The sequence below is a fragment of the Streptomyces sp. cf386 genome (assembly GCF_900103585.1).
Taxonomy (GTDB): Bacteria; Actinomycetota; Actinomycetes; order Streptomycetales; family Streptomycetaceae; genus Streptomyces.
The window spans coordinates 135,019-149,750 of record NZ_FNHV01000008.1 but is presented as its reverse complement, the minus strand read 5'-3'; the positions used below and the strand labels follow the sequence as shown (position 1 = coordinate 149,750).

Here is a 14,732-nt window from a genome sequence, read left to right as displayed (position 1 = left end):
GCTTAGTGGACAGAGTTCTCACTGTCGCCCGTACGCACCCTTGAGGAGACCGCGTGAGTGTCCGCACCACCCCGCCCGACCTCTCGTCCCGCGACCCCGACTGGTGGCGCCAGGCCGTCATCTATCAGGTCTACCCCCGCAGCTTCGCCGACGGCGACGGCGACGGGCTCGGTGACCTCAAAGGCGTCACCCAGCGCCTGAACCACCTCGCAGGCCTGGGCGTGGACGCCTTGTGGCTCAGCCCGTTCTACCCCTCCGAACTGGCCGACGGCGGCTACGACGTCGCCGACTACCGCGACGTCGACCCCCGCCTCGGCACCCTCGACGACTTCGACGCCATGACCGCCGAGGCGCACCGCCTCGGCCTGAAGGTCATCGTCGACCTGGTCCCCAACCACACCTCCCACCAGCACGTCTGGTTCCAGGAGGCGCTGCGGTCCGCCCCCGGCTCGCCCGCCCGCGACCGCTACGTCTTCCGCGACGGCCGCGGCCCGCACGGCGAACTCCCGCCCACCGACTGGCAGTCCGTCTTCGGCGGCAGCGCCTGGCGCCGGGTCCCCGACGGCCAGTGGTACCTCCACCTGTTCACCCCGCAACAGCCCGACCTGAACTGGGCGCACGACGAGGTCCGCGCCGACTTCCGCACCACCCTGCGGTTCTGGTCCGACCGCGGCGTCGACGGCTTCCGCGTCGATGTGGCCCACGCCCTCGCCAAGGACCTGAGCGAGCCGTTGCGCGACCTCGGCGCCCCGGAACTCAGCAGCGAGGACGAACTCGCCCAGTTCCCGCCCGGCACCCACCCCTTCTACGACCGCGACGAGGTCCACGAGATCTACCGCGACTGGCGCAAGATCTTCGACGCCTACCGCCCGCCCCGCATGGCGGTCGCCGAGGCCTGGGTGAACCAGTCCTCCCGCCGCGCCCTGTACGCCCGCCCGGACGAACTGGGCCAGGCCTTCAACTTCGAGTATCTCCAAGGGAGTTGGGGCGCCGAGGAACTGAAGGGGATCATCACCGACTCGCTCGCCACCGCCCGCTCGGCCGGCGCCTCCGCCACGTGGGTCCTCTCCAACCACGACGTCGTACGCCACACCTCCCGCCTGATGCTCCCGCCCGGCACCGACGACAACGCCTGGCTGCTCTCCGGCGGCCACGCCCCGGCCGTCGACGAGTCGGCGGGCCTGCGCCGCGCCCGCGCCGCGACCCTCCTCATGCTGGCGCTGCCCGGTTCGTCGTACGTCTACCAGGGCGAGGAACTCGGCCTGCCCGAGGTCGCCGACCTGCCCTTCGAAGTCCTCCAGGACCCCATCTGGGAACAGACGGGCCGCGTCCGCAAGGGCCGCGACGGCTGCCGGGTGCCGCTGCCGTGGACGACGACGGGGCCGTCGTACGGCTTCGGCGCGGGCGGTTCCTGGCTGCCGCAGCCGGAGCGCTTCGCGGCGTACGCCGTGGCCGCCCAGGACGGTGTGGAGGGCTCGACCCTGGAGCTCTACCGCACGGCCCTGCGCCTGCGCCGCAAACTGCTGGAGGGGGAGGACCTGGAGTGGGCGGCGGACAGCCCGCCCGGCGTCCTGCACTTCGCCCGCTCGGCGGGGTGGCGGTGCGTGGCCAACCTCTCCGGTACGGCGGTCGAGATGCCGCCGGGTGAGGTGCTGATCGGCAGCGGGCCGCTGGAAGGGGGTCTGCTGGGGCCGGACACGACGGTCTGGCTGGCATAGGGCAGGCAGTTTGCCTTTCAGGGCTTCAGGGCTTCAGGGTCACCTGCGGTTCGCCCGCCGACGGTGGTGGCGGGGTCAGGTCCTGGGACGGGAGCTTCGGCGGGGTCGTCTCCTGGAACAGGACCTGATCGAAGTCGACCAGCCCCGTCTTCTCCATGACCGTGATGTGGTCGAGCACGGTGTCGTTGGCCTGGTCGGCGAGTTGCCGCACCAGGGAGTTCTCGGTCGTGGCCCGGATCTTCGCGACCGTGGAGAAAATCTGGCCGTGCGTGGTGCGCAGGATGTTGGCCATGTCGCTGTCGAACTGCCTGCCCGCGTCCGAGTTGAGCGTCGCGACGAATCCCTGCTGCTGGGGGCTGGGTCGGTTGGGCAGTGTGATGTTCAGCCGCGCGGCGATCCTGCGGCAGGTGGCGTCCAGCGCTGCGTGCCCGGCGACCAGATGCCGACCGGCCGTGCGTACCGCCGCGCTCGTGCCCTTCTGCAGGGCCATCCTCCCCACCGGGTACTCCCACAGCCCGGCCGCCCGTACCTTGACGACGAAGTCCCGGTCGGCCTCCGTCAGCGGGCCGGTCGGAGTCTGGGCGATGACCCGGGTCTGCGAGCTGGAGACGGTGCTGAAGCCGAGCATCGAGGGATAGGCGAGGGCGGCGAGCGTGAGACTCAACGCGCCGCCCACGAAGAACGTGCCGGTTCCCTGTCGAGTGATGCGCACCGCGCTGCCTCCTGCCCCGGGGTCGTCGTACGGAAGTACGGACCCCGGGGCGTGGAGAACCTTTTGAGTTGGCATCGGCTCCGTAAAGCCATTCCCGCGGTGGGGGCGGCTCAGCGCTCGGAGCCTTTCCGGAAGGTCGAGCGGGCCCACAGGTAGCCCACCAGGCCGAGGCCGGCGCACCAGGCCAGGGCGATCCAGGCGTCGTTGCCGATCTCCGTGCCGAGCAGCAGGCCGCGCAGGGTCTCGTTGATGGGCGAGAAGGGCTGGTACTCGGCGAACCAGCGCAGGCCGGTCGGCATCGAGTCGGGGGTGACGAAGGCGCTGCTGAGGAAGGGCAGGTAGATCAGCGGCATCGGGGCGTTGCTCGCGGCCTCGATGGTCTTCGAGTTCAGGCCCATCGCGGCCGACAGCCAGCTCAGGCCGAAGGCCAGGAACAGCAGCAGACCGAGGGCGGCGGCCCACTCGACGGCGGTTGCGTCGGGGCGGAAACCGATCGCGTACGCCACCCCGGTCACCAGGGCGAGGATGCACACGATCTGGATCATGTTGCCCAGCACATGCCCGGTGAGCACCGAACTGCGCCAGATCGCCATCGTGCGGAAGCGGTTGATGATGCCCTCGGTCATGTCGGTGCACACGGTCACCGCGACCGTGATCGTGCCGGAGGTCACCGCCATCACGATGATGCCGGGGACGAGGTAGTTGATGTAGGCGTCGCGGTCGCCGACCCCGATTCCCTCGCCGATCGCGCCGCCGAAGACGTACACGAACAGCAGCAGCATCAGGACGGGCAAGGTGACGATCTGCACCGTCAGGGAGGGGTAGCGCAGCATGTGCTTGATGTTGCGGCGCAGCATCGTCATCGAGTCGCGGAAGGCGTAGGAGCGGGTGCGCGCGGGGGTGGGGGTGGTGGCGGTGGTCATCGGGGGTGTCCTTTCGGGGACGGGCGGCGGCGGGTCAGGCTGCGGTGGTGGTGGTGCTCTGCCGGCTTTCGGTCAGCGCGAGGAACACGTCGTCCAGGTCGGGTGTGTGCACGGTGAGCGACTCGGCCTCGACCGCCGCGGCCTCCAGCAGGTCGAGGACCGCGCGCACGGTGGCGGGGGTGCCGTCGCCCGGGACCTGAAGGGCGAGGTTCTCGGGGTCGCGCTGGGCGACCGCGAAGACCCGGGCGGCGGCGTCGAGTCGGCGCTCGTCGGCGAACCGGAGCCGGATGTGGCTGCCGGGGATGCGGCGCTTGAGCTCCTCGGCGGTGCCCTGGGCGACGAGCCGGCCGCCGTGCAGCACCGCGATGCGGTCGGCGAGCTGGTCGGCCTCCTCCAGGTACTGCGTGGTGAGGAAGATCGTGATGCCCAGGTCGACGACCAGGCCGCGGACCAGCTCCCACACGGTGCGGCGGCTGCGCGGGTCGAGGCCGGTGGTCGGCTCGTCGAGGAAGATGATCCGTGGGTTGCCGACCAGGGTCATGGCGAGGTCGAGCTTGCGGCGCATACCGCCGGAGAAGGTGGAGGCCGGCTTCTTCGCCTCCTGCGCCAGGTCGAAGCGCTCCAGCAGCTCGGCGGCGATCCGGCGGCCCTCGGAGCGGCTCAGGTGGTGCAGGTCCGCCATCAGCAGGAGGTTCTCCTCCGCCGTCAGCAGCCCGTCGACCGCCGCGAACTGGCCGGTCACGCCGATGGACCGGCGTACGTCGTCGGCCTGCCGCACGAGGTCGTGCCCGCCGACCAGGGCCGTTCCGCTGTCGGCGGCGATCAGGGTGGACAGGATCTGGACGGTCGTGGTCTTGCCCGCGCCGTTCGGGCCGAGCAGGGCGAAGACCGACGCCTCGGGGATGCGCAGGTCGATGCCGTCGAGCACCAACTTCTCGCCGTACGACTTGCGCAGGCCCTCTGCGTGGATGGCGGTCATGACTCTCCTCAGCGACTTCAACGGGGACTTCTACGGGACTTGCACCGGGACTTTTACGGTGTTCAACTCCGCGGACTTGCACACCGTAAAACTTGACTTGCACGGTGTGCAAGTCCTTTGGGTCAGGAACTTTTACGGTGTGCAAGAGGCGGTTACGCTGGACGCATGGCGCGAGAGACCTTGAACCGTGAACAGATCGTCCGGGCGGCGATCGAGCTGCTGGACGCAGAGGGCATCGACGGCCTGAGCATGCGCAAGCTCGGCCAGAAGCTGGGCTCGGCGGCCACGGCGATGTACTGGCACGTCGGCAACAAGGAGAACCTGCTGGCCCTCGCGGCCGACGAGGTGTGGGGCGAGGTCCGCCTCCCGGACGTCCCGAAGGTGGGGTGGCGGGCGGCGGCGCGCGAACTGATGTACGCCGCACGCGAGCTGTGCGACCGGCACCGCTGGCTGGTGCGGGTGATCACCACATACGTCGGCTACAGCGAGGGCATGGCCCGCTTCCAGGAGTGCGCGTACGAGACATTCGAGACCGCCGGGTTCCGGGACGCGGACCTCGACTGGGCCGTGAGCACACCGTTCATGTTCGTGACGGGGCTGGCGTTCATGACCACGACCGAGGCCGCCGAGATCAAGGAACGGGCGTCGCAGGACGGGGCCGAGCAGCCCGAGGACGAGGCCGCGGCCATCGCGCAGGCCCACGCCATCGCGGCGAAGTACCCACGGCTGGCCGCCAGCGGGGAGGCGCAGGCGCGGCGGGGGGAGAGTTTCGCCGAGCAGGTGGAGGAGGTCTTCGCGTTCGGCGTGGAGACGATCCTCGACGGGCTGGAGGCCCGGCTGGCGGCACGTCCTGACCCCGTCTGAGTGAGAGGAGCGGGCCGCTCGCGTGGCGAACCGCTCGGGGCGGCCCCGCTGCCCAAGGATCCGGACGCGTGGCACGCACCTTCGACGAACTCGTCGCCATGCAGCGGGCGGCGGACCAGGCGCACACCAGGGTGGAGGAGCTCCGGGACCAGTACGGGGCGCCCGCTCACACCCCGTGGACCGAGCTCCAGACCGACACGTACGAGACGGCCTGGCGGGCCTGGCGCGACCTCGCCCGCGATGTCCAGACCGCGGTGACCGAGTACGCGAAGGAGCAGGGCACCGCGCGGGGGGAGGCCGAGGAGGACGTGAAGAAGGCGGCTCGGTAGTCGGGGCGGGGGTTTCGGCCATCGTCGGATTAGCGGGGAAGAGGATGGCGAATCACTGGTACGGAGGGTTTGAACCCAGCCGTAACCAGCCGTAGCCAGCTGTTCCGGACGCCGGGGGCGAACCATCTGCAGGCCTTTTGAATGGGCCCGCTCTTTAAACTCGAATTTCTACTCGACGACCCTCTCCGACTCCTTTTTCGGTGCGGCGAGAATCTCCCCTTGTGGCCGCCCTGTCCGCCATCGCAATCTGTTTCCGGAATTTCCGTCGACCCGGAAGGAAACTCGCGATGGAGCAGGACCAGGTGGATGAGAAGCCCGTGTACGAGCCCCCGGCGGTGGCCGAGGTCGCCGCATTCTCGGAGCTGACCACCGGTTGTGGTTTCGACTTCTTCGAGTACCCGGCCCAGCACAACACCTGCTGACCCCGTCCGATCGCGGCCGGGACCAGATCGCCCGGCCGCGACCGGAATCAACTCTTGAAATGCGCAGTAAAACGGGCCGGGATAAAGACCAGGGGGTTGAAGAGCTTGATGCCGAAATGCACGGGGGCGGCGGGCAGCGGCTGGTTCGCGGTGCTGCCGGACTGCGACGCGGCGCGGGCGGCCGCGGCGGTCCTGGGCGCGGAGGCGACGAACGTCGTCGAGCACGCGTCGGGGCGGCCGTGGCTCGTCGGGCGGTGGGCCGACGGCGAGGTGGTAGTGGCGGCGGTCGGCGCCGCGCGGGTGGCGGCGGTGGGGCTCACCCCGCTGACCGGGCCCCGGCTCGCCGCGCTCGTCCGGGAGGGCGACGCGCTCGGCTCGCTCGGCCGGATCGCCGCGGACGGGCCGACCGGCAGCTGCCATCTGCTGGCCTCGGAGGCGGGCCGGCTGCGCTCCCAGGGCACGGCCTCGGGGCTGCGGCGGCTGTTCTCCGCCCGGGTGGCCGGGGTCGTCGTCGCCTGCGACCGCTCGGACGTCCTGGCCACCGCCATCGACGCCGGTCTCGACGAACGCCTGGTCGCGCTCCGGCTGATGGACCCGCTGATCCCGCACCCCCTCGACGAACGCCCCCTGTGGCGCGGCATCTCGGCGGTCCCGGCCGGTACGGCGCTGCTCACGGACGCGGACGGCGACGCCCGCACCCGCCCCTGGTGGCAGGCCCCCGAGCCCGAACTGTCCCTCGCCGAGGGCGCCGAGCGGCTGGCCGGGGCCCTCGCGGACGCGGTGGCCGTACGCACCGCAGACGGCGGCCTGATCAGCTCGGACCTGTCCGGCGGTCTCGACTCCACCTCGCTGTGCTTCCTGGCCGCGCGGGGCCCGGCCCGACTGCTGGCCCTCACCGTCGTCGGCGCGGACCCCGCCAACGACGACCTCGCCTGGGCCCGGCGGGCGGCGGCCCACCTGCCGGACACGGAACACCTCACCCTGCCGACCGGCGAACTGCCGCCCCACTACACCGGGGTGCTGCGCGCGGGCGACGGCGTCGACGAACCGGCCCTCGGCGGCCGGGTCCACGCCGCGTTCGCGGAGACCGCGCGCCGGCTGGCGAGCCGCGGCTCACGGCTGCACCTGTCGGGCGAGGGCGCCGACCAGATCGTGTCCGCGCGCCCGCCGTATCTGCACACCACCCTGCGCGCCCACCCGCGCACCGCCCTCACCCACCTGCGCGCGACGCTCTCCGCCCAGCGCTGGCACCTGCTCCCGACGCTGAGGGCGCTGGCCGACAACCGCTCGTACGGGCGCTGGCTCGCGGACACGGCACGCGACCTGTCCCCCATGCTCGCCCTCGACGGCTCCCCCGCCCTGGGCTGGCAGCTGCTCCGCCCCCAACTGCCGCCCTGGGCAAGCCCGGACGCCGCGGCGGCCGTACGCGAACTGCTCGGGCACAGCGCCCTCGAAGCCGAGCCCCTCGCCACCACCCGCGGCCAGCACGAGGTCCTGTGGTCCGTGCGCAACGGCACCCGCCTCGTCCGCCAGCTGACCCGCATCACCAGCCAGGCGGGCCTGCCCACCCACTACCCGTTCTACGACGACCGGGTGGTCGAGGCGGCCCTGTCCGTACGGCTCCACGAGCGCACCACGCCCTTCGCCTACAAGCCGCTCCTGGTGCGGGCGATGCGGCAGACGGTGCCCGCCGAGCTGCTCGGCCGTGCCACCAAGGGCGAGTACAGCGCCGAGATGCAGAGCGGCCTGCGCCGCCGCCGCGCCGAACTCGCGGAACTCCTCGACCAGCCGCTCCTCGCCACCCTCGGCCTGGTCGACGCCGACGCCCTGCGCCGCGCCTGCCTGAGCATGTTCCCGCCCCGTCTGTCCCCCGTCACCCTGGAGGCGACCCTGGCCGTCGAGACCTGGCTGCGCGCCCACGCCGGACCGTCCACCACCGCGACCGGCCTGGGAAGCGAGGCCGCCGCATGAGCAAGGTCAGGAAGGCGCCGAGGCTGCGGCGGCACGTCTCCGTCTCCGACGTAGAGGACGGCATGGTCCTCCTCGACGAACGCAAGGGCCGCTACTTCAAGCTGAATCCGAGCGGCGCCCTCATCCTGCGCGCGCTGCTCGCCGGCTCGACCCCGGCCGATGTCACCAGGAACCTCGTCGAGGCCTACGAGGTCTCCGAGGAGCGGGCGGCGGCCGATGTCGACGCGCTCACCGCCGAGTTGGCGTGCATGGGACTGGTGGTCGTATGAGCGTCCCTTCCGTCTTCCGGGAGCGTCCCCGTCTGCCCCTGCACCGCCGCCCCCTGCCGCTGCTGGCGGTCGGCGCGGCCCATCTGATCGGGCGGCTGTCCCCGCTGCGCATCCGGCGCATCCTGACCGCTTGTTCGCGCGGCGCCCGCCCCTCGACCTACGCGGAGGCCGCCCGCGCCCGCACCGACGTGGTCGCGGTGAGCGTGCGCTGCGCGGGCCAGGGCTGTCTGCCCCGTTCCATCGCCACCGCCCTGCTCTGCCGGGCCCGCGGCACCTGGCCGACCTGGCGCACGGGCATGCGCACCGTCCCGATGGTCGCCCACGCGTGGGTGGAGGCGGAGGGCCGCCCGGTGGACGACCTGCCGCTGACGCCGGGCATCCCGCCGCTCATCACCATCGCGCCGCGGAAGCGCTCACAGTGACAGGGGGGAGCTGTAGTGGTGGGCGACGACATCGCCGTACGCACCGAGGAACTGAGCAAGCTCTACGGGCGGCGGGAGGCCGTGGTCGGACTCGACCTCACCGTCCCGGCTGGGCGGATCTTCGGCTTCCTCGGCCCGAACGGCGCGGGCAAGAGCACCACCATCGGCATGCTCTGCACCCTGCTGCGGCCGACGCTGGGCGACGCGTGGGTGGCCGGGGCGCACGTGGTCCGCGAGCCCGGGCGGGTGCGCCGCCGGATCGGCGTCGTCTTCCAGGAGCAGACGCTCGACCAGGATCTGACGGTCGGGGAGAGCATGCGCTTCCAGGCCGAGCTGTACGGGCTGCCCGCCCCGGCGGCCCACGCGGCCAGTACGGCACTGCTCGACCTGGTGGGCCTGGCCGACCAGGCAGGCCGGGTGGTCCGGGCCCTCTCCGGCGGCACCCGTCGCCGACTGGAGATCGCCCGGGCGCTGGTGCACGGCCCCCGGGTCCTCTTCCTCGACGAGCCCACCGCCGGCCTGGATCCGCAGACCCGGGCCGCCATATGGGAGCACCTCGGGCTGCTGTGCCGGGAGCACGGCATCACCGTGTTCCTGACCACGCATCACCTGGAGGAGGCCGAGCACTGCGACCGGATCGCCATCATCGACCACGGCGAACTGGTCGCGCAGGGCTCGCCCCCCGAGCTGAAGTCCGTCATCGGAGCCGACCTCATCACGCTGCACACCGATGACGACGAGCAGGTCGCCGAGTCCGTGCGCCGGCAGTTCGGGCTGCCGACGGTGACCGGCCCCGGCGGCGTACGCCTGCGCGCCCCGGACGGAGCCGCGCTGGTCCCCCGCCTGTGCGCCGAACTCACGGTCCCGGTCCGCTCGGTGACGGTCGCGGCCCCGACCCTCGACGACGTGTTCCTCCACCACACGGGCCGCACGATCCGCTAGCTCTGACACCTCTCTTCCGGTACCGAGGAGGCCCCTTTGCCGCCGCCCACCGTCTCTGATTCCGTGTCCGGCGCCGTGACGGGCGTAGGTGAATTCGATGAACCCGGTGTAGGGGGAGCCCTCGTCGGGGAGCTGCGGACCGTGCGGATCCTGTGGCGGCGGGAGATGGCCCGGTTCCTGCGCAACCGGGCCCGGCTGGTGATGGGGCTCGTGGCGCCCCTGCTGTTCCTGTTCGTGCTCGGCAACGGGATCGGCTCGGCGGGCGGCGATCTGGGCCACTACCAGGCGTTCCTGTTCCCCGGCACGCTGCTGATGGTGGTGCAGGGCCCGGCGGTCGCCGTGGGGACGGTGATCATGTGGGACCGGCAGTCCGGCTTCCTGCGCCAGATGCTGGTGGCGCCGGTGCGGCGCGGCGCGATCCTCGCGGGCATCTGCCTGGGCGGCGCCACCACCGGCGCCCTGTACGCGCTGCCCGTCCTGGCCCTGGCCGCCCTCATGGGCCTGCCCTACCACCCCCGGCTGCTGCTCGTCCTGGCCGAGATCACCCTGCTCGCCTTCGCGCTGACCGCCCTGGGCGTCTCGGCGGCCGTGTGCATCCGCCGCCCGGAGACGTTCCAGATCGTGTCAGGGCTGGCCATGGCCCCCGCCGTGCTCCTCTCCGGCGCCCTGTTCCCGGTCGGCGGCCTGCCGTCCTGGCTGGGCCTGGCGGTGACGGCCAACCCCCTCAGCTACGGCGTCGCCGCCCTGCGCCGCACCATGCCGGACCCGGCCACGGGCGCGGTGACCCCGTCCTGGTTCCACGCCGGCCCCGAGTGGTGGGGCTGGACACCGCCGGTCCTCCTCGACCTGGCCCTCGTGGTCGTCCCGTCCCTGCTCCTGCTGACGCTGGCCGCCCGCCGGTTCGCCCGCATCGACTGAGGGCCCCTGCCGGGCCGCCGGACGGGTGGTAGGCGCCGATTCGTCGGTCCGTACGGCCGAACAGCACGCGTCACCTGCGGGACGTGCCGTGAGAATCGCAGGGAGTGGTGTTGCCGACGTGTGTGAGGAGCCCCGCCGACGATGAGCAGGTCCTGGAAGACGACGGTTCTCGGGTCGCTCGCTGTCGCGGGCGCTGTGTCCATGTCCGGGTTGACCGGGGTGACGTACGGCGCAGAGGGCGGGACGGGATCGACCGCAGCGGCCGCACCGGTCGGCTCGGTCGGCCGTGATCTGTGGGCGGCGGCGACCATCGAGCCCGGGCGGGAGGGGCTCGTCGAGGTAGGGGGTTTCGAGGGGGTTCCGGCAACGGAAGCGCCGCTGGGCGCGGGTTCCACGCTGACCCTGTCGGCGCCGGCGACCACGAGGGTGACGGGGGTGCCGTTCGCCGCGCTCGGGTACCGGGGGGCGGTGCAGCAGGGTGGGGCCAGCGGGACGTACACCTTCGGGGGCGTGCCCGATTCGGCGAGGGAGGCGGTGTCCGTGTGGACGAGCCGTACGTTCCCCTTCGTCCTGTCGGTCCCCTCGGACGCCGAACCCGGCACGCGGCTCCCCGACTGCACCCTGGTCCTGCGGGACGCGGACGGCACCGTGCGGGAGCGGGGCACCTGCAGCGTGACGGTCGGGCTGCCCGCGCCGACGCTGACCAGCCCTCAGCCGGGGGTCCCGGTGAGCACGTTGCCGAGGGCGATCGGTACGGCCTATCCCGGCGCCCAGGTGACGGTCCGCGACGCGGCGGAGAACGAGGTCTGCGCGACCACCGCCGCCCCGAACGGCATCTGGCACTGCAAGCCCGCCCTCGCCCTCCCGCCCGGCCCGGGCCGCCTCCAGGCGACGGCGACGATGAACGGCGTCAGCGCGACGAGCGAACAGATCAACATCACCGTGCCGGGCGCGCCCGAGCCCCGGCGGGGCGCGGCCGGCCGTCAGTAGCGCGCGTCAGTCCCGTTGCGCCCGTCAGTCCCGTCAGCTCCGTCAGTAGCGCAACGCCCTCGCCACCTCGGCCCGAATCTCGCCGCTCAACTGGCGCGTGCTGCGGGCGGTGCCCTTCCCCGACTCGCCCCCCGGTACGTCGGACACGGTCACCACGGTGGCGTCCAGGAGATTGTCGTCCTCGTCGCGGAAGTTGATCTGCACGGCGAAGGACCGGGTTGCGTCGGTCGTGTTGTCCGCCGTGACCTCCACGGTCGTACGGCCGTCCGAGTCGGTCTTCGGCTCGGCGAGCTTCACCGCGTCCTTGGCGTCGATGCCGCCCTTGATGTCGTCCAACTGGCGGCCCGCCTCCGCCGTCGCCGAGTCGAAGGCCGATGCGGCTTTGCTCGCCACCGAGGTGGGGGTGTCGCCGTCGCTGCACGCGGTCAGGAGGGCGGCGGCCAGTGCGGCGGTCGTCGCGAGGGTCGTGGTGGTCGTCGTCCACCGCGTTCGGTGACCGGGCATGGCGCCTCCAGCGGGTGCGTTCCGGTTGGTTCCCGGACCGGGACCTGTCTGTCCGGGCCCCTCCAGTGAAGGTCGGCATGCCCGCGCCCGCACCCCGGCCGTCACCCGTTCGGCCCTCGCCCCGTGGTGACCGCCCCCGGCCGAACCCATCGTCGTACCGACCGCAGAACACGCGAGAAGTGGGGTACGACAGCCATGAGTCAGCAGCAGTCGCAGCCACAGTCACAGGCAACCGACGCGGCACACAGCCACCCCGGAGCCCCCGGCCCCACCCCCGGCACGACCGGCGGGCAGCGGCCCGCATCCGCCGTCCCCGGCTGGGTCACCGGCGGACTCGTCTTCGCCGGCGTACTGATGCTGGTGAACGGCCTGCTGGCCATCCTCCAGGGCATCTCCGCGATCGCCCAGGACGACGTCTACGGCAGCGTCGGCGACTACGTCTTCGGCATGAGCCTCACGGGCTGGGGCTGGACCCTGCTCGTCCTCGGCGTCATCGTGGCCGCGGTCGGCTACGGCATCCTCCAGGGCGCCTGGTGGGCACGGATCACCGGCATCTTCGTGGCGTCACTGAGCATGGTGCTCCACTTTCTCTTCCTGCCGTACACGCCGGTGTGGTCGGTGATCATGGTCGGCATCGACTTCTTCGTGATCCTGGCGCTGGCGACGGCGCAGGACATCGCGGACACGTCGTCGGGGCAGAGTGCCTAGGGGCTGTTTCTCGTAGTGGCTGTTTCCCGGCGGCTCAGCCGTGCCCCAACCCGCCGCCGCCGAAGGCTCCGCTCTTGCCCGGCAGCCACCGCTTGCGGTGCTGGTCCTCGCTGCGCTTGCTGCCCGCGTGGTGCAGCTCGTGCGGGAGGAGCCGTTCCCGGCCCGTCGAGTGCGGCACCTCGTCCGGCTCGCGGATCTCGCGGATCTCGTGGACGGCGCCGGTGTCGGGGAGGTGGGGCTGCTCGTCGGCCGTGGGCCGGGGCAGCTCTCGGTCACGGACCCGCATGCCGAACTGCACGGCCCAGACCAGTGCGCCGGCGATGAACAGGCCACCCACGAAGGCGGCGATCACGTTGAGTACTTCACTCGACGAGGCCGCTAGTACAAACGTCGTCGTACCCATGCCCCAATTATCACCGAAACGGACGAATAAGCTCCTTCAGAGGCGGCGGAACCACGGAACTGCTTGGCTACGCGGATCTACGCGGATCTACGCGGATCTACACGGGTCTACGCGCGTCACTCACTCTCACCCTCACCCTCGCCCGGACTCTTCTCCGACTTCTCACCCAGCTCCGTGAAGAGAGTCAGCTGAAGGGCCCCCGGCGCTTCGAGGCGTGAGTTGAGCGAGTTCCAGGGCGTGCGGGTGGGCTCCGCGACGACCTCGGCTCCGGCGGCGGCCAGTCTGGCCGTGGCGGTCGTCGAGTCGTCCACCTGGAAGGCGACCCGGACATGGCCCGCGACCCGTCGGCCGACCTCGACCTCGTCGATGAACGCGGCGTGGTTCGGGTCGGTCAGCTCCAGGGTGGCCCGGCCGGCGTCGAGGATCGTCACCCGGCCGCCGGGAGAGGAGAACGCGCCGCGCTCGGGGAGGCCGAGCACGTCCCGGTAGAAGCGCAGCGCCTCGTCGTAGTCGGCCGCGGTGACGACCAGGCGGAGCTCGTGGACGTGTACGGGGGGTTCGGTCGGTCCTGCGTCGGACATGTGCGGCCACTCCTCGCCTGGTTGACGGTCGTGACTTGAGAACCCGGGCGCCCGGTGCGTGATTCCCGGGCGGCCGGGGTGGGGATGCCGGGTGCGGGTCAGTCCACGCCGATGCTGTTCAGGATCGCCGAGGTGACGTGGTCGGCGGCGTTCTTGTGGCCCCTGGCGTTGGGGTGCACGAGGGCCGGCTCGAAGGAGCCGCTGGCGAGGACTCCCTCGACCCACTTGCCGGCGTCGCAGACGCTGTGGTTCTCGGTGGAGTCGTAGAGGTTGACGAAGGTGGCGGTGTCCTGGGTGCCGGCCGACTTCTCGATGGCCTTGTTGAGGGGTTCCAGGACGTCTTGGCGCAGCCAGTCCAGGTCGCCCTGGGTGATCGGCCCGAACTGTTCCAGGTCGTTGTACCGGCACTTGGTGGTGTCCTTGGGGATGACCGTGGGGTAGCCGACGGCCAGGACCTTGGCGTGTGGGGCCCGCTCGTGGAGCACGGTGAGCATCTCGTCGTAGTCCTTGCCCACCTTGGTCAGGCGGGCGGGGATGTCGTCGGCCAGGCCGTCCCGGCACGGGGTGCCCACGCCGCCGCTGCCCGAGCCCAACTCCAGGCAGGTGCGCAGGATGTCGGCGAAGCCGAGGGTGTTGCCGCCGACCCCGACGGTGATCACGTCGGTGCCGGGGCCCACCGCCTCGGACTGGGGCGGCACCGGCGGGAACGGGTAGTCCGGGTCCTCGGAGAAGGGCGGCAGGTGACGGCCGATCGGCTCCTGCGCCCTGAAGGTGACGTCCTGGATCGTGGCGGCGCCGCAGCTGACGTTGGTCAGTTCGATGAGCGAGCCGAGGTCGCGGTCGATGACCTGGGGGTAGGACTGGTCGGTGCGCTCACAGCCGTCGCGGGGGACTTCGAAGGTGTCGCCCGCGGCAGGGATGACCCCGGCGGTGTAGGAGTCGCCCAGGGCGACCCACTCGTAGGACGCCGCGGCGGCGGGTTGCGCCCCGACGAGTTGTGCGGGAGCGAGGGCGCCGGCGGTGAGAGCCGCGGCCGAGCCGAGCAGGGTCAGCCGAGTGCGGAAGCTTGCCACGAAT

The 14,732-nt window shown here is 71.8% G+C and carries 18 protein-coding genes; 11 read left to right on the top strand and 7 right to left on the bottom strand.

Going from position 1 to position 14,732, the window contains the following annotated elements:
* Positions 1 to 53: 53 nt before the first annotated feature.
* Positions 54 to 1,718 carry a glycoside hydrolase family 13 protein gene (locus BLU79_RS21815; RefSeq protein WP_093907524.1) on the top strand — a complete coding sequence of 555 codons (1,665 nt, stop codon included), beginning with the start codon at positions 54 to 56 and terminating at the stop codon, positions 1,716 to 1,718.
* Positions 1,719 to 1,743: 25 nt separating this feature from the next.
* Here BLU79_RS21815 and BLU79_RS21810 read toward each other — a convergent pair whose 3' ends face one another.
* The 3 genes from BLU79_RS21810 to BLU79_RS21800 all read right to left on the bottom strand — a co-directional run bounded on the left by BLU79_RS21810 (position 1,744) and on the right by BLU79_RS21800 (position 4,332).
* Positions 1,744 to 2,394, bottom strand: coding sequence for a DUF4142 domain-containing protein (locus tag BLU79_RS21810; RefSeq protein WP_093907775.1), 651 nt, complete (start codon positions 2,392 to 2,394; stop codon positions 1,744 to 1,746).
* Between the two features lie 146 nt (positions 2,395 to 2,540).
* A complete protein-coding gene (locus BLU79_RS21805) occupies positions 2,541 to 3,353 on the bottom strand; it encodes an ABC transporter permease (RefSeq protein WP_093907523.1) in 813 nt (270 codons plus the stop codon).
* Between the two features lie 34 nt (positions 3,354 to 3,387).
* Positions 3,388 to 4,332, bottom strand: a complete 945-nt coding sequence (locus tag BLU79_RS21800) for an ATP-binding cassette domain-containing protein (protein WP_093907522.1) — start codon at positions 4,330 to 4,332, stop codon at positions 3,388 to 3,390.
* A 165-nt stretch (positions 4,333 to 4,497) separates the two neighbouring features.
* Here BLU79_RS21800 and BLU79_RS21790 point away from each other — a divergent pair, with 165 nt between their 5' ends.
* The 9 genes from BLU79_RS21790 (at position 4,498) to BLU79_RS21755 (ending at position 11,459) form a co-directional block, all read left to right on the top strand.
* Positions 4,498 to 5,196, top strand: a complete 699-nt coding sequence (locus BLU79_RS21790; protein WP_093907520.1) for a TetR/AcrR family transcriptional regulator C-terminal domain-containing protein — start codon at positions 4,498 to 4,500, stop codon at positions 5,194 to 5,196.
* A 68-nt stretch (positions 5,197 to 5,264) separates the two neighbouring features.
* Positions 5,265 to 5,525 carry a hypothetical protein gene (locus tag BLU79_RS21785; protein WP_093907519.1) on the top strand — a complete coding sequence of 87 codons (261 nt, stop codon included), beginning with the start codon at positions 5,265 to 5,267 and terminating at the stop codon, positions 5,523 to 5,525.
* 287 nt (positions 5,526 to 5,812) lie between these two features.
* Positions 5,813 to 5,947 (top strand): lasso RiPP family leader peptide-containing protein, encoded by a 135-nt coding sequence (locus tag BLU79_RS47490; RefSeq protein WP_107489306.1) that lies wholly within the window; start codon positions 5,813 to 5,815, stop codon positions 5,945 to 5,947.
* Between the two features lie 108 nt (positions 5,948 to 6,055).
* Positions 6,056 to 7,918, top strand: coding sequence for an asparagine synthase-related protein (locus tag BLU79_RS21780; RefSeq protein WP_093907518.1), 1,863 nt, complete (start codon positions 6,056 to 6,058; stop codon positions 7,916 to 7,918).
* Complete coding sequence (locus tag BLU79_RS21775; protein WP_093907517.1) at positions 7,915 to 8,187, top strand: lasso peptide biosynthesis PqqD family chaperone; 273 nt, start codon at positions 7,915 to 7,917, stop codon at positions 8,185 to 8,187. Before BLU79_RS21780 ends, BLU79_RS21775 begins: the two co-directional genes overlap by 4 nt.
* Positions 8,184 to 8,609: a lasso peptide biosynthesis B2 protein gene (locus tag BLU79_RS21770; RefSeq protein WP_093907516.1), complete on the top strand. Its 426-nt coding sequence runs from the start codon at positions 8,184 to 8,186 to the stop codon at positions 8,607 to 8,609. The genes BLU79_RS21775 and BLU79_RS21770 overlap by 4 nt, the downstream gene beginning before the upstream one ends.
* 18 nt (positions 8,610 to 8,627) lie before the next feature.
* On the top strand, positions 8,628 to 9,551 hold the full coding sequence (locus BLU79_RS21765) for an ATP-binding cassette domain-containing protein (protein ID WP_093907774.1): 924 nt from the start codon (positions 8,628 to 8,630) through the stop codon (positions 9,549 to 9,551).
* A gap of 63 nt (positions 9,552 to 9,614) precedes the next feature.
* Positions 9,615 to 10,469: an ABC transporter permease gene (locus BLU79_RS21760; protein WP_093907515.1), complete on the top strand. Its 855-nt coding sequence runs from the start codon at positions 9,615 to 9,617 to the stop codon at positions 10,467 to 10,469.
* A 141-nt stretch (positions 10,470 to 10,610) separates the two neighbouring features.
* Complete coding sequence (locus BLU79_RS21755) at positions 10,611 to 11,459, top strand: hypothetical protein (protein ID WP_093907514.1); 849 nt, start codon at positions 10,611 to 10,613, stop codon at positions 11,457 to 11,459.
* Between the two features lie 42 nt (positions 11,460 to 11,501).
* Here the strand turns inward: BLU79_RS21755 and BLU79_RS21750 are convergent, their stop codons facing one another.
* On the bottom strand, positions 11,502 to 11,963 hold the full coding sequence (locus BLU79_RS21750; RefSeq protein ID WP_093907513.1) for an FxLYD domain-containing protein: 462 nt from the start codon (positions 11,961 to 11,963) through the stop codon (positions 11,502 to 11,504).
* A gap of 195 nt (positions 11,964 to 12,158) precedes the next feature.
* On the opposite strand from BLU79_RS21750, the gene BLU79_RS21745 reads away from it, so the two are divergent.
* On the top strand, positions 12,159 to 12,671 hold the full coding sequence (locus tag BLU79_RS21745) for a DUF7144 family membrane protein (protein ID WP_093907512.1): 513 nt from the start codon (positions 12,159 to 12,161) through the stop codon (positions 12,669 to 12,671).
* A gap of 34 nt (positions 12,672 to 12,705) precedes the next feature.
* Here the strand turns inward: BLU79_RS21745 and BLU79_RS21740 are convergent, their stop codons facing one another.
* The 3 genes from BLU79_RS21740 to BLU79_RS21730 form a co-directional block, all read right to left on the bottom strand.
* Positions 12,706 to 13,074, bottom strand: coding sequence for a DUF6479 family protein (locus BLU79_RS21740; RefSeq protein WP_093907511.1), 369 nt, complete (start codon positions 13,072 to 13,074; stop codon positions 12,706 to 12,708).
* A gap of 116 nt (positions 13,075 to 13,190) precedes the next feature.
* Positions 13,191 to 13,655: a VOC family protein gene (locus BLU79_RS21735; RefSeq protein WP_093907510.1), complete on the bottom strand. Its 465-nt coding sequence runs from the start codon at positions 13,653 to 13,655 to the stop codon at positions 13,191 to 13,193.
* A 98-nt stretch (positions 13,656 to 13,753) separates the two neighbouring features.
* Complete coding sequence (locus BLU79_RS21730) at positions 13,754 to 14,728, bottom strand: SGNH/GDSL hydrolase family protein (protein ID WP_177001124.1); 975 nt, start codon at positions 14,726 to 14,728, stop codon at positions 13,754 to 13,756.
* Positions 14,729 to 14,732 lie beyond the last annotated feature (4 nt).

What these genes read in the sequence shown, in the direction of transcription:
- BLU79_RS21745 (WP_093907512.1), top strand. Translation starts at nt 12,159, where the DNA reads ATGAGTCAGCAGCAGTCGCAGCCACAGTCACAGGCAACCGACGCGGCA.
- BLU79_RS47490 (WP_107489306.1), top strand. Translation starts at nt 5,813, where the DNA reads ATGGAGCAGGACCAGGTGGATGAGAAGCCCGTGTACGAGCCCCCGGCG.
- BLU79_RS21790 (WP_093907520.1), top strand. Translation starts at nt 4,498, where the DNA reads ATGGCGCGAGAGACCTTGAACCGTGAACAGATCGTCCGGGCGGCGATC.
- BLU79_RS21780 (WP_093907518.1), top strand. Translation starts at nt 6,056, where the DNA reads ATGCCGAAATGCACGGGGGCGGCGGGCAGCGGCTGGTTCGCGGTGCTG.
- BLU79_RS21775 (WP_093907517.1), top strand. Translation starts at nt 7,915, where the DNA reads ATGAGCAAGGTCAGGAAGGCGCCGAGGCTGCGGCGGCACGTCTCCGTC.
- BLU79_RS21735 (WP_093907510.1), bottom strand. Translation starts at nt 13,655, where the DNA reads ATGTCCGACGCAGGACCGACCGAACCCCCCGTACACGTCCACGAGCTC.
- BLU79_RS21740 (WP_093907511.1), bottom strand. Translation starts at nt 13,074, where the DNA reads ATGGGTACGACGACGTTTGTACTAGCGGCCTCGTCGAGTGAAGTACTC.
- BLU79_RS21750 (WP_093907513.1), bottom strand. Translation starts at nt 11,963, where the DNA reads ATGCCCGGTCACCGAACGCGGTGGACGACGACCACCACGACCCTCGCG.
- BLU79_RS21755 (WP_093907514.1), top strand. Translation starts at nt 10,611, where the DNA reads ATGAGCAGGTCCTGGAAGACGACGGTTCTCGGGTCGCTCGCTGTCGCG.
- BLU79_RS21805 (WP_093907523.1), bottom strand. Translation starts at nt 3,353, where the DNA reads ATGACCACCGCCACCACCCCCACCCCCGCGCGCACCCGCTCCTACGCC.
- BLU79_RS21800 (WP_093907522.1), bottom strand. Translation starts at nt 4,332, where the DNA reads ATGACCGCCATCCACGCAGAGGGCCTGCGCAAGTCGTACGGCGAGAAG.
- BLU79_RS21770 (WP_093907516.1), top strand. Translation starts at nt 8,184, where the DNA reads ATGAGCGTCCCTTCCGTCTTCCGGGAGCGTCCCCGTCTGCCCCTGCAC.